The 12,861-nt window shown below is 71.5% G+C and carries 12 protein-coding genes; 5 read left to right on the top strand and 7 right to left on the bottom strand.

Annotated features, from left to right (window positions below; genetic code table 11):
• Positions 1–70 precede the first annotated feature (70 nt).
• Positions 71–1,819, top strand: coding sequence for a S8 family peptidase (locus AB0D14_RS08545; RefSeq protein ID WP_362776107.1), 1,749 nt, complete (start codon positions 71–73; stop codon positions 1,817–1,819).
• Positions 1,820–1,835: 16 nt separating this feature from the next.
• Here AB0D14_RS08545 and AB0D14_RS08540 read toward each other — a convergent pair whose 3' ends face one another.
• Entirely contained in the window at positions 1,836–2,279 is a 444-nt protein-coding gene (locus tag AB0D14_RS08540; protein WP_362776105.1) for a hypothetical protein, read from the bottom strand.
• Between the two features lie 15 nt (positions 2,280–2,294).
• Here AB0D14_RS08540 and AB0D14_RS08535 point away from each other — a divergent pair, with 15 nt between their 5' ends.
• Positions 2,295–2,543, top strand: a complete 249-nt coding sequence (locus AB0D14_RS08535) for a hypothetical protein (RefSeq protein ID WP_362776103.1) — start codon at positions 2,295–2,297, stop codon at positions 2,541–2,543.
• Positions 2,544–2,683: 140 nt separating this feature from the next.
• Here the strand turns inward: AB0D14_RS08535 and mshC are convergent, their stop codons facing one another.
• From mshC to AB0D14_RS08515, 4 genes are all read right to left on the bottom strand, one after another.
• The gene (mshC, locus tag AB0D14_RS08530) at positions 2,684–3,913 is read right to left on the bottom strand and encodes a cysteine--1-D-myo-inosityl 2-amino-2-deoxy-alpha-D-glucopyranoside ligase (protein ID WP_362776101.1); all 1,230 of its coding nucleotides are present in this window, start codon (positions 3,911–3,913) and stop codon (positions 2,684–2,686) included.
• A 99-nt stretch (positions 3,914–4,012) separates the two neighbouring features.
• Positions 4,013–4,882, bottom strand: a complete 870-nt coding sequence (locus AB0D14_RS08525) for an SCO1664 family protein (RefSeq protein WP_362776100.1) — start codon at positions 4,880–4,882, stop codon at positions 4,013–4,015.
• Entirely contained in the window at positions 4,846–5,436 is a 591-nt protein-coding gene (locus AB0D14_RS08520) for a DUF3090 domain-containing protein (protein WP_362776098.1), read from the bottom strand. The genes AB0D14_RS08525 and AB0D14_RS08520 overlap by 37 nt, the downstream gene beginning before the upstream one ends.
• A 103-nt stretch (positions 5,437–5,539) precedes the next feature.
• Complete coding sequence (locus AB0D14_RS08515) at positions 5,540–6,226, bottom strand: histidine phosphatase family protein (protein ID WP_362776096.1); 687 nt, start codon at positions 6,224–6,226, stop codon at positions 5,540–5,542.
• Between the two features lie 62 nt (positions 6,227–6,288).
• On the opposite strand from AB0D14_RS08515, the gene corA reads away from it, so the two are divergent.
• Positions 6,289–7,287: a magnesium/cobalt transporter CorA gene (corA, locus tag AB0D14_RS08510; protein ID WP_362776094.1), complete on the top strand. Its 999-nt coding sequence runs from the start codon at positions 6,289–6,291 to the stop codon at positions 7,285–7,287.
• Positions 7,288–7,360: 73 nt separating this feature from the next.
• On the opposite strand, the gene AB0D14_RS08505 is transcribed toward corA, so the two are convergent.
• Together AB0D14_RS08505 and AB0D14_RS08500 are read right to left on the bottom strand one after the other, a co-directional pair.
• On the bottom strand, positions 7,361–8,149 hold the full coding sequence (locus tag AB0D14_RS08505; RefSeq protein WP_362776093.1) for a ferritin-like domain-containing protein: 789 nt from the start codon (positions 8,147–8,149) through the stop codon (positions 7,361–7,363).
• 246 nt (positions 8,150–8,395) lie between these two features.
• Positions 8,396–9,451: an LLM class F420-dependent oxidoreductase gene (locus AB0D14_RS08500; RefSeq protein WP_362776091.1), complete on the bottom strand. Its 1,056-nt coding sequence runs from the start codon at positions 9,449–9,451 to the stop codon at positions 8,396–8,398.
• Positions 9,452–9,601: 150 nt separating this feature from the next.
• On the opposite strand from AB0D14_RS08500, the gene AB0D14_RS08495 reads away from it, so the two are divergent.
• Together AB0D14_RS08495 and AB0D14_RS08490 are read left to right on the top strand one after the other, a co-directional pair.
• Positions 9,602–10,585, top strand: coding sequence for an aldo/keto reductase (locus AB0D14_RS08495; protein ID WP_362776089.1), 984 nt, complete (start codon positions 9,602–9,604; stop codon positions 10,583–10,585).
• Positions 10,582–12,837: a helix-hairpin-helix domain-containing protein gene (locus AB0D14_RS08490; protein WP_362776088.1), complete on the top strand. Its 2,256-nt coding sequence runs from the start codon at positions 10,582–10,584 to the stop codon at positions 12,835–12,837. Before AB0D14_RS08495 ends, AB0D14_RS08490 begins: the two co-directional genes overlap by 4 nt.
• Positions 12,838–12,861 lie beyond the last annotated feature (24 nt).

The raw sequence follows: 12,861 nt of genomic DNA, 5'->3' as shown, positions 1-12,861 counted from the left end.
AACAGCGACACCGACAACCAGCGACACCGACAACTTCAGTACCTGAACGGACCGAAGGGAGCGGCACGCGATGACCGACCAGGTACAACCGGAGCAGGGCCCGGGAGCGTCCGGGCCGGGACCCGACGGAGCGGGATTCAACTACCGGGGGGCCGAGCAGGAGCTGATCGTCGTCGCTCGGCCGGAGGCTCAGCTGCGCGCCGGATCCCAAGGGGTCCGTTCGGCGGCCGGCGCCGACGTGACAGCGCTCACGATGTTCCTCAGCGACGAACAGCTCGCCCTGGAACCGCTGTTCGGCAGCGAGGAGCGGCTGCGGTCGGCGGCGCCGCCTCCGGCCGACGGCGCCGAGACGTTGCCCGACCTCGGCCTGTTCTACCGGGTGCACGGCGGCGAGGAGCGGGCCCAGGAACTGCGGTCGCGGATCGCCGCGCTGCCGGAGATCGCCACCGCGTATGTGAAACCGGCCGCCGTACCGGCCTCCGTGGGATCCGTCGGAGAGAGCACCGACGAGAGCCGGCGGCACAAGGAAGGCGCGCCCGTCACGCCCGACTTCACCAGCCGCCAGGGCTACTTGCGCCCCGCGCCCGAGGGCGTGGACGCGTACTGGGCCTGGCAGCGGCCCGGCGGGTCCGGCCAGGGCGTCACCGTGATCGACGTGGAGGGGGCCTGGCAGCTGGGTCACGAAGACCTGGCCGCGAAGCTCGCGGGGGTTGTCGTCGGCACCCCGATCCAGGATCTGGCCTGGCGCAACCACGGCACCGCCGTGATCGGTGTGATCGGCGGCGACCGCAACGAGTACGGGATCACCGGCATCGTGCCGGACAGCGTGACCGCGGCCGCGTCCTTCCAGGGCATCGGCACGGCGGCCGCGATCCACGCGGCGGCCGAACGGCTCAGCGCCGGCGACATCATCCTGATCGAACTGCACCGCCCGGGGCCGCGGTTCGACTTCCAGCAGCGCGACGACCAGCGCGGCTACATTCCGATCGAGTGGTGGCCCGACGATTTCGCGGCCATCCGGTACGCGACCGCCAGGGGCATCCTCGTGGTGGAGGCCGCGGGCAACGGCGGGGAGTCCCTGGACGACGCGGTCTACGAGCGCCGCCCCGACGAATTCCCCGACTGGTGGCGCAACCCCTTCAATCCGTCCAACCAGTCCTCCGGCGCGATCCTGGTCGGCGCGGGCGCCCCGCCGCCCGGCACCCACGGCCGCGACCACGGCCCGGACCGCTCGCGGCTGGCGTTCTCCAACTACGGGGCGCGGGTGGACGCACAGGGCTGGGGCCGCGAGGTCACCACGACCGGCGGCTTCTGGGACAAGCCAGGCGATCTGCAGGGCGGCGCCGAGGAGATCGCCTGGTTCACGGACACCTTCTCCGGGACCTCTTCCGCCTCCCCGGTGGTGGTCGGCGCCCTGGCCGCGCTGCAGGGCATGCTCAAAGCGGCCGGCCAGGGACCGATGACCCCGGAGAAGGCACGCAACGTGCTGCGGGCCACGGGCTCCCCGCAGCAGGACGCGCCGGGCCGGCCCGCCTCGCAGCGGATCGGCAGCCGGCCGGACATCAAGGCGGCGGTGGCCCATCTGCTGCCGGGGGCGGTCGGTTCGGGCCAGGCCGAACGGTACTGGGACGAACTGGTGCCCTACCCGCGTGAACTCCCGCCCAGGCTCCGGCTCTTCGTGGCCGGTGGCTGGCGGAGCCTGAACAACCCGTCCGCCGAGATCCGCCAGTCGGTGCAGTCCGCCTTCGCGAGCGGGCGCCCCGACGTACGGGTCTGGTTCTCGGACGACGAGATCGTCGGCCTGGTCGTCACCGGCTGACGCGACCGACCATCACTCAACGACCGGAAACCGCCCAACCATCGCCCAACCATTGAGGGAAGGTGGCACCCGCATGAGCACCACCCCGCAGATGAGCCAGCAAGGACAGCAAGGACAGCAGGGCCAGCAGGGGTTCGGCCAGCAGAACCAGCAGCAGGGTCCGAGCACGGCCCCTCCGCAGCAGGGACAGCAGCAGGGCTTCGGGCAGCAGCAGGGGTACGGGCAGCAGCAACAGCCGTTCGGCCAGCAGGGCATGGGCCAGCAGCAGCCCTTCGGCCAGCAGCAACAGCAGCCGTTCGGTCAGCAGGGCATGGGTCAGCAGGGCATGGGCCAGCAGCAGGGGTTCGGCCAGCACCAGGTTCCTCAGCACCTGCAGCAGCAGCTCCAGCAGCTGGGCCAGCAGCAGCCGTTCCAGCACCTGCTCCAGCAACTCGGCGGGCAGCAGCAACAGGGCCAGCAAGGCCAGCCACTGATCATGCGCAGCGCCGTCGAGGCCGTGGCGCTGACGAGCGGCGTCGCCGAGCACTTCTGGGACGTCGTCACCCCGCTGCCGGGCCAGCCGTCGATCCTCTACCTGTACATCAACCAGGGCTGGCGCCCGCTGGTCAACCCGAACCAGGTGACGCACGACGAGGTCCAGGAGGCCTTCGCCTTCGGTCAGCAGGTCATCGGGATCTACGACTCCTCGACCAACACCATCCAGGCCGTGATCGTGAACAAGTAGTGGCGTGACGCACGATCCACCGCGTACGTGACGCACGATCGCGTACGTGACGATCCGACCACACGATCACGCAGAGGGCGCCGGACGGGCAACAACCCGTCCGGCGCCCGGCGTTGTGCGGCGCCCTCAGACACAAGCCCTCAGAGAGCCACGCCCATCAGGGCGTCCACGGCACGCGAGACGACGCCGGGGGCGCCCTCGTCCGTACCGCCGCGCTCCTCCTGGAGCGCCGCCCAGCGGTCGACGGCCGCGAGGGCCGCCGGCGCGTCCAGGTCGTTCGCGAGGGCTTCGCGGATCTCCTCGACGAGTACCTCGGCCGACGGGCCGTCGGGCCGCGACACGGCGGCCCGCCAGCGGTCGAGGCGCGCGAGCGCGTCCCCGAGCACCTGGTCGGTCCACTCCCAGTCGGCCCGGTAGTGGTGCGAGAGCAGGGCGAGCCGGATGGCCGCCGGGTCGACGCCGTCACGGCGGAGCGTCGACACGAAGACCAGGTTGCCCTTGGACTTGGACATCTTCTGGCCGTCGAGCGCGACCATGCCCGCGTGCACGTACGCCTTGGCCATGGGGAACTCGCCGGTCAGCGCCTGCGCGTGGGAGGCACCCATCTCGTGGTGCGGGAAGGCGAGGTCGGAGCCACCGCCCTGTACGTCGAAGCCCATCCCCAGGTGGTCGAGCGCGATCGCGACGCACTCGATGTGCCAGCCGGGCCGGCCCTGACCGAGCGAACCGCCGTCCCAACTCGGCTCGCCCTCCCGGGCGGCCATCCACAGCATGGGGTCGAGCGGGTTCTTCTTGCCCGGCCGGTCCGGATCGCCGCCGCGCTCGGCGGACAGCAGCCGCATCGCCGCCACGTCCAGGTTGGCCACCGCGCCGAAGTGCGGGTCCGCCTCGACGGAGAAGTAGACGTCGCCCTCGAGTTCGTACGCGGCTCCGGAGTCCCGCAGCCGCTCGACCAGCGGGACGATCCCGGGTATGGCCTCGACGGCGCCGATGTAGTGCTGCGGGGGCAGCATCCGCAGGGCGGTCATGTCCTCGCGGAAGAGGGTGGTCTCCTGTTCGGCGAGGGAGGCCCAGTCGACGTTGTCCCGCGTGGCGCGCTCCAGCAGCGGGTCGTCGACGTCCGTCACGTTCTGGACGTAGTGAACCTGCCGCTTGTTGTCGAGCCACACGCGCTGTACGAGGTCGAACGCGTTGTAGGTCGCCGCGTGACCGATGTGGGTCGCGTCGTACGGGGTGATGCCGCAGACATAGATACGGGCGACGGGACCGGGGTCGAGGGTCACGGGACCACCGGTCGCTGTGTCGTGGATCCTGAGGTCGCGGCCCTTGCCGGGCAGGGCGGGGACCTCGGAAGCGGGCCAGGCATGCATACCTTGAGCCTAACCGGACGGATGTTCCGTATACGAACCGGACCAGGCCGGATGGCCTGACAGGCCCTCTTGCCCATCGTCGCGAAGTGTGCCGCACGGCTACACGGGCGGCCACGGGATCGCGGGCCACTCCCCCGACGGCTCAGGATGCCGTCCGGACGCGAGCAGACCGGCCACACGCGCGCGTGTGGCGTCCAGCTCCGCCTCGGTGATCAGTTCCCCCAGCCGCACGCCCAGCGCCCCTCCCAGGGCGTCCCTGAGCCGCTCCAGGGTCTCGACCGCCTCGGGGGTGAGCTTCTCCCCCGCCCACCCCCACAGCAGCGTGCGCAACTTGTTCTCGGCGTTGAAGGTGACCCCGTGGTCGATCCCGTACAGCCGTCCCCCGGGTGCGGGCAGCAGATGCCCGCCCTTGCGGTCCGCGTTGTTGATCACCGCGTCGAGGACGGCGAGTCTGCGCAGCCGTTCGTCGTCGGCGTGCACGAGCAGGGCCGTGCGCCCCTCGCCGACCTCGGCCAGGCCGACGGCCTTCCAGCCCTCGCCCGGCTCCTGCGCGTCGACGAGCGCGAGCAGCCCGGCGCCGCCGCCGACACCTTCGTCACCAGCACCTTCGTCGCCGGCACCAGCGCCTTCACCGCCGTCCGGTGACTCGATCCACAGCTGGCACATGCCCTCGCCGTACGGTCCGTCGCGCAGCACGGTGGCCGGGACGAGTCCCCAGCCGGTCGCCTCGGACACCTCGTACGCCGCGACCTCCCGCTGGGCGAGGGTCCCGTCGGGGAAGTCCCACAGCGGCCGCTCTCCGGCGACCGGCTTGTACACGCAGGGCGCCTCGCGCCCCTCGTAGGACACGTCGCACAGCAGCACCGCGTTCGAGGCCTCACGGATGCGGCCGCGTACCGTCAGCTCACCCTCGGCGAGCAGCTCGGCCGTGGTCACGCTTCGCGGCGGTATCCGTTCTGGCGCGGACATACGTGTCCTTCCGGGTCGAGCGGGAGACTGCACAGCGGGCAGGGCAGCCGGCCGGCGTTGACGACGTCGAGGGCACGCTTGACGAAGGCGCGGGCCTGTGCGCCGGTGAGGCGGACCCGCAGCATCGGCGGGCCGTTCTCCTCGTCCTGCAGAAGCTCTTCCTCGGCGGCGGCCAGGCCCTCCTCGGAATCGGCGTCCAGCTCCACGAGCGCCTGCGCCTCGACGATCATGCGCTGCTCGTCACCGTCCCAGGCCAGGGCCATGGTGCCGACCCGGAACTCCTCCTCCACGGGCGAGTCGAGCGGGGCGGAGTCGGAGACCTCCGTCGGGGCCATCGCGGGGACGGGGGCACTGCCCCCGGTCCGCCGTACGACCTCGTCGAGAAGCTCGTCCATGCGTTCGGCGAGCGCCGCTACCTGCGTCTTCTCCAGAGCCACGCTGGTCACCCGGGGGCCGGAGGTGGCCTGCAGGAAGAAGGTGCGGCGCCCTGGCAGCCCGACCGTACCGGCTACGAAACGGTCCGGCGGGTCGTAGAGGAACACCTGACGGGACACGTCCTGTCTCCATTGGATTGATCGACTGCTTCTGCCGTCGACTGCGCCGGCTGCTGACAACTGCTGCGCTTCTTCGACCGCTTCACCCTACTGCGACCGACGATCACGGTGCGCCCGCACCACCCCCGACCGCCGCGTCACCGCCGGCCTGCTCCTCCTTCGGCGCGAGAGAGGCGAAATCACCGGTGTCCCCGAGGCGTACGAGAAATGGCCGCAGTCGTGTGTAACGGATCGCGGTGATGGAACACGGATCTACGGAGATCCGCTGGAAGAGGTCCAGATGAAGACCGAGTGCGTCCGCGACAAGAGACTTGATGATGTCGCCGTGCGAGCACATGAGGTAGACGGCGTCACTGCCGTGATCGCGCTCCACGCGCGCGTTCCACTCCCGTACCGCTTCGGCGGCCCGGGTCTGCATGGCGCGCATCGACTCGCCGCCCGGGAAGGCGGCGGCGGAGGGGTGCGCCTGGACGACCTCCATCAGCGGCTCGCCCGCCAGCTCGGCGAGCTTGCGCCCGGACCAGTCTCCGTAGTGGCACTCCCCGATACGTTCGTCGGAGTGGGCCGACAGTCCGGGACGGGCGTCGAGAAGCGGCTGAATCGTTTCCTGGCAGCGCTGGAGGGGGCTGCTGACGACTTCGGAGAGAGGCAGTTCCGCGAGGCGCCCGGGCAGCGCCGCGGCTTGCGCGCCGCCGCGCTCGTCGAGGGCCACGCCGGGGGTCCACCCGGCGAGCAGCCCCTCGGTGTTGGCGGTGGAGCGTCCGTGCCGGACGAGGATCAAGGTGGGCATGCGGCCCAGCGTAGGCGTCCGGCCGGGTGCGCCGGAGAACGAGTGACAGGAGAATACGCTCTGTGATCGTGGACTGTGCCATCTACCGGGACGGGCACCGGACGGAGGGGCCGGACGACCTTTCCGACGCGCTGGACGCGGCACGTGCCTCCGGGGACGCGTTCGTGTGGATCGGGCTGCACGAGCCGACGGAGCGGGAGTTCGATCTCGTCACGGAGGAGTTCGGGCTGCACGAGCTGGCCGTCGAGGACGCCCTCAAGGCGCATCAGCGCCCCAAGCTGGAGGTGTACGACGACTCGCTGTTCGCGGTACTCAAGCCGGTGACGTACGACCCGGACAGCGACACCGTGTCGTCCGGGGAACTCATGATCTTCCTGGGCGACTCCTTCGTGGTGACCGTGCGCCACGGCGAGGGTTCGCCTCTCAAGTCCGTGCGCGGCCGGCTGGAGAAGGACCCGGAGATGACGCGCCTAGGTCCGACGGCGGTGCTCTACGCGATCGCCGACGCCACCGTCGACCACTACCTGGAGGTGGCGACCGAGCTGCAGACCGACCTGGAGGAGCTGGAGGCGGAGGTGTTCTCGCCGGACGACGGCGGATCCCGGAACACCGCGTCCCGGATCTACACCTTCAAGCGGCAGATCCAGGAGTTCCGCAGGGCCACCGGACCGCTGTCCGTGCCGCTGAACCGCCTCGCGGGCGCGGGTGTCGTGGGCCCCGCGGTGCCGTTCGTCGACGACAAGGCGCATCCGTTCTTCCGGGACGTCAACGACCACCTGACCCGCGTCAACGAGTCCGTGGACGCCCTGGACCGGCTGGTCTCGGACGTCCTGTCGGCGCACCTGGCGCAGATGAGCGTGCGGCAGAACGACGACATGCGGAAGATCTCCTCGTGGGCGGCAATGGCGGCGGTCCCCACGATGATCGCGGGGATCTACGGCATGAACTTCGACCACATGCCGGAACTGCACTGGGTCTGGGCCTATCCGGCGGTCGTCCTGGTCATGGCGGTCCTGGAGGTGCTGCTGTTCCGGCTCTTCAAGCGGCGGGGCTGGCTGTAGCCGGTCCTCGGAGCCGGTGTCCGTGCGCCACGCGCGCGGCGCGCTTCGCAGGCGCCGCGCGCGTGGCGCACGGTCAGGCGAACCCGGGCGCCGCTGTCGCGGGGCCGCCCAGGGCGTCGCGCCGCTCCGGCATCTTCAGCACGACCATCCGCCGCCAGCCGGCCACCCGCTCGTACGCGTACATGGCGCGGATGCCCGCGGCGAGCAGCGCCGCCTTGGGCCTGGGCCAGCCGAGGATGCGCCCCATGTGGTCCATCACGGCGAGGCTGACGTCCCGGTAGATGCCGCTCTCGGCGATCGCGCAGTCGCGCAGGGTCTGCTGGATGACCCGCCCGTGGCCCGCCCGGGCGTAGCGCAGCAGTTCCTCGTGGCAGTACGCGAGGTGGTTGTCCTCGTCGTCGGAGATCATCCGCACGGCCTTGCCGATCTCCGGGTGGTCCCCGAAGTACTTGCGGAGCATCACCATCTGGTCCGCGGCACGCTGCTCCGTGACCCTGCTGTGGGACAGGTAGGTGACGATGTCCTGGACGGTGAGCGGCTCGTCGCGTTTGAGCTTGTCGTGCGCGAGGCCGATGCCGCTCTTCTCAAGAAGCAGTGTGTAGTCGGCCCCGGGCGGGATCTCGACGGGCGTGAGGCCCCGCTTCCTCATGAGGGCGATGAAGATCCGCCCGTGTTTGTCCTCGTCCGCGCCGTGCCGGGTGATCTTGGGTGCGAGCGCGCGCTCGGTCTCCGGGACGAGTGCCGCGATCCGCCCGTTCTCCCAGCCTCCCTGTGTCTCCCCGCTGGCGGCGATGGAGCAGAAGAGCCGGAACGACTCGTCGTTGTCGATGATCTCCTGGAAAAGACTCCTGGCCGAAAGCATGTCTGCCACCTCCACGCAGGATTCCCACCTCCATGCGGGATCCCGCAAAGAACGAGTCAAATGGGCAGCCCGTGGTGCGGCAACATCTGTGTCGGACAAATCCGCCGAACGGTGGATGTCATGGGAATGAGAGGCGCGTAACCGAGCGGGCCGTGGCGCGTTGTGCTCCGTGACGGCCGTGGCGGGGAAGACCCCCCGAGCCCCCACCACGGCCGTAGAACTTTCGCAGAGCCCTTCCGTCCCGGACTACGCCAGTCCGGCCCGCTCCAGGGCTTCGAAGCCGGCCCGCAGCGAGGCGAGGCGGTCGTCCAGGGTGAAGCCCGCCGGGGCCAGTGTGAGCGTGGTCACACCGACGGCCGCGTAGGCCTTCATCCGGTCCGCGATGCGGTCCACGGAACCGAGCAGCGTGGTCTGGTCGATGAGCTGGTGCGGAATGGCGGCCGCCGCACCCTCCTTGTCGCCGGCCAGGTACTTGTCCTGGATCTCGGCGGCCTCCTTCTCGTAGCCCATGCGCCCGGCGAGCTGGTTGTAGAAGTTCTGCTTGCGGCTGCCCATGCCGCCCACGTAGAGAGCGGTGTACGGGCGGAACATGTCGGCCAGCGCCGGTACGTCCTTGTCCTCGCCGAGCGCCAGGGGCACCGTCGGGCAGACGTCGAAGCCGTCCATGGTCAGGCCGGCCTTCTCGCGGCCCGCGCGCAGATACCTGAGCGCGGTGTCCTCGATGTGGTCCGCGGACGGGAAGATCAGCAGGGCGCCGTCGGCGATCTCGCCGGTCTGCTCCAGGTTCTTCGGGCCGATCGCGGCGATGTACAGCGGAATGTGCTCGCGCTCCGGGTGCACGGTCAGTTTGAGCGGCTTGCCGGGACCGCCGGGCAGCGGGAGGGTCCAGTGCGTGCCCTCGTACGACAGGCGCTCGCGGGTCATCGCCTTGCGCACGATCTCGACGTACTCGCGGGTGCGGGCCAGCGGCTTGTCGAACTTGACGCCGTACCAGCCCTCGGAGACCTGCGGTCCGGAGACCCCGAGGCCGAGTCGGAAGCGGCCGCCGGAGAGCGAGTCCAGGGTGGCGGCGGTCATCGCGGTCATCGCGGGCTGGCGGGCCGGGATCTGGAAGATGGCCGAACCGACGTCGATGCGCTCGGTCTTCGCGGCGACCCAGCTCAGCACGGTGGCCGCGTCCGAGCCGTACGCCTCGGCGGCCCAGCAGACCGCGTACCCGAGACGGTCGGCCTCCTTGGCCACGGCGAGGTTGTCCGCGTCCATTCCGGCACCCCAGTAGCCGAGGTTGATCCCGAGCTGCATGGCCGATTCCCCTTACTGATCAGTAACGTCCTTGTCCGGCACCCTAGCGCGCCGCTGGGCCGAGCGGCAGGGACAGCGTTGCGGATCACGTGATCCAGTGTTGTCCACAGGACCCCACGCACCGACTTCCGGCCAGTAATCTCAGCCCCCATGGAGCAGAGGCATCTAGGCCGTACCGGCCTGCGCGTTTCCCGTATCGGACTCGGCACCCTCACCTGGGGCAGAGACACCGACGAGCACGACGCCGCGGACTTGTTGAAGGCGTTCTGGGAGGCGGGCGGGACCCTCGTCGACACGGCCGACGTGTACGGGGACGGGGAGGCCGAGTATCTGCTCGGACAGCTGATGGAGGGTCTGGTCCCGCGCCGGGATCTCGTGATAGCCACGAAGGCGGGCAGCGTGCCCGACCCGGACCGGCGCTTCGACGGCTCGCGGGGACATCTGCTGTCCGCCCTCGACGCCTCGCTGGCGCGGCTCGGCACGGACCATGTGGACCTGTGGCAGATCCATGCCTTCGACCCCGAGGCACCGCTGGAGGAGACGCTCCAGGCCCTCGACATCGCCGTCAGCAGCGGCCGGGCACGGTATGCCGGGGTGTCCAACTTCTGCGGCTGGCAGCTCGCGAAGGCGGCGACCTGGCAGCTCGCCGCCCCAGGGATACGCACCCGGCTGGCGAGCACGCAGATGGAGTACTCCCTGCTGCAGCGCGGCGTCGAGCGCGAGGTGCTGCCCGCCGCGCTGGATCTGGGCATCGGCCTGCTGCCGTCCTCCCCGCTGGGCCGGGGCGTCCTGACGGGCAAGTACCGGCATGCGACACCCGCGGACTCACGGGGTGCCTCGGAACAGCTGGCGCCGTTCGTCGCGCCGTATCTGGACGACGCGGCGAGCCGCGTCGTGGAGGCGGTGGCGACGGCGGCGGACGGCCTCGCGGTGACTCCGCTCCAGGTGGCCCTGGCCTGGGTCCGCGACCGGCCCGGGGTGGCCGCCCCCATCATCGGCGCGCGCAACGCGCTGCAGCTCACGGCCGCGTTGTCAGTGGAGACCCTTAGTCTTCCTGACGAGATCTGCCGAGCGCTCGACGACGTGTCGGCGCCCGTGCACCACTACCCCGATCACGACTGGAGCACGCTGTGACCACGGAGCCGTCCGCCGCCGCGGAGGAAGCCGAGCCGGGGACGCCGAGCGCGGGTCCCGAGTCCGAAGGGCCCGGCGCGTCCGAAGGGCCCGACACCGACGCGGGGGCTCAGCCGGGCACCCAGCCGGACACCGAGGCCCGCGAGGCCGCCTCGCCGGCCGCGGGCGAGGGCGTCGCCGAGGTTACGGTCCAGTTGTCCGAGGCCGAAGCCGAGTTGGCCGCACAGCGGGAGCTGCGGGAGCGGATCGAGCGTCGGAAGGCGGAGAAGGAAGGACCGGTCCTGGCCGGGACGGGGCTGAGCGGGAAGGCCGCCGATCTGCTCGCGGCGGTCCGGGCGGTGGAGAGCGGGGAGAAGCCTCCGGCGAGCGTCTTCAGCGACCCGGAGCCCGCGCCGCGCAGGGTCGCGCCGGAGCCGGTGCGGCGCCCGCAGCCCGTGCCCACCGGCGCCCCGGCGTCGATGGCCGCCGAGTCCGTCGACGCGGTACGCGCCGTGCTCGTCCAGGGCGGCGCCCCGGACACCTTGGCGCCGCAGGCCGCCGCCACCCTCGGCGAGGGAGCGGACGGACAACTGCGCGAGGACCCCTGGCAGTTGCTTCGCGTGGCGGGGGTGCGGCCCGAGCAGGCCGACGGGTTCGCCCGGGCCCTGCTGGGCGCGGAGTGCGGTCCGGACGACGAGCGGCGGGGCCGCGCGATCACGGTGTGGCTCCTCGAACAGGCCGCAGTGGCGGGACACACCGCCCTGGAGGCCCCGGCCCTCCTCGCCGCGCTCGCCCAGCGCTCGGTCCCCGACCCCGATGCCGCCGTACAGAGCGCCCTGGCCGAGGGCGACGCCCTGGTCTTCCAGGACGCGCTGGACGAGCCCGGCGAACCGCCGGCGCCCCGGCGGTCCGAGGAGGAGAACGAAGGGCATGAAGGGGACGAAGGGGACGAAGGCGTGGAGGGTGCCGAGGACGCGGAGGTGCGTCCGGTGCGCGTCCTCATCGGCCTGGAGCGGTACGCGCTCGCCGAGGAGAGCCTCGCCGACGGGCTGGCCCGGGTGGTCAACTCCCTGCCCAGGGAAGACGGTGCGGCCACGGCCTGGGAACCGGCTGCGACGGGCTCGGCCGCCGAGCTGATCCGGGCGGTCGCGGGACACGGCCTCGTCCTGCACACCGGCGGCGAGGCGTCCCGCGCGGAGTCCGCCTCCCTGGTGGCGGCCGCCCGGTCCCTCGGTCTGCGGGTGTGCGCCGCCGCCCACCATCCGGACGGCCGCCGCCGCTTCGCCGGGCTGCTCGGCACCGCGCAGGAGACGCGGGACCCGGTCGTCACCGTCGCCGGCCTGCTCTCCGGCGAGGAAGGCCCGGGGCGGGATGCGGACGGCATGTTCCGGACCGACCTCCTGGTCGTGCTCGACGCTCCGCAGCTCGACGTCGAAAGCGCGGCGATGCTCGCCGAGTCGATGCCCGACGGCGCCCGGCTCGTTCTGAGCGGAGACCCCGGTGTGCTGTGGTCGGCCGGACCCGGGCGGGTCTTCGCGGATCTGCTCACCGCGCGGGTGTGCCCGCAGATCGCCTCACGGACCCCGGGTCCCGGCCCCGTCGGCGAACTGGTCTCGGGCATCGGCATCGGTGAGCTGAACCAGGTGGAGGCCCCCGGCAAGGAAGTGGTGATCATCCCGGTGCGTGACGCCGGAGAGGCGGTCCACCGCACCGTGCAGCTGGTCGCCGACTCGGTACCGCGCGCGATCGGCATCCCGGCCGAGCAGACCCAGGTGATCACTCCGGGCCACGGCGGCGCGGCGGGCACCCGGGTCCTCAACGCCGCGCTGAAGGAGCGGCTCAACCCGGGCCCCGGCCGCTTCGGCGGCTTCGACCCGGGCGACCGGATCGCGTACACCTCGACGCCGGGCCGTTCCGTCCCGGGCCAGGTGGTGAAGGCCGACGCCGCGGGGCTGCACCTGGAGTGCGCGGGCGTGCCCGTCGTCGTGCCGAAGGAGCGGGTGGAGCAGACCGTGCGGCACGGTTGGGCGCTCACCGCCCACCAGGCCGTCGGAGTCCGTTGGCCCGCCGTGGTCGTGGTGCTGCCGGGCGACGCCGCGCAGGTGCTCTCCCGGCCCTGGGTCTACACCGCCTTCGGCCGCGCCGACCAGCATCTCTCCGTGGTCCACGGCGTCGAGCAGCTGCTGCCTCGCGCAGTGGCGGAGGTCGCCGCCAAACCCCGTACGACCAGGCTGCCGACCCTGCTCACGGCCCAGGTACCGGCGTCGGTCTGAGGACCGTGCCGGCGCCGGGCCCGG

The sequence above is a fragment of the Streptomyces sp. NPDC048484 genome (genome assembly GCF_040651415.1).
GTDB lineage: Bacteria > Actinomycetota > Actinomycetes > Streptomycetales > Streptomycetaceae > Streptomyces.
This window is presented reverse-complemented; position numbering and strand designations above follow the sequence as displayed.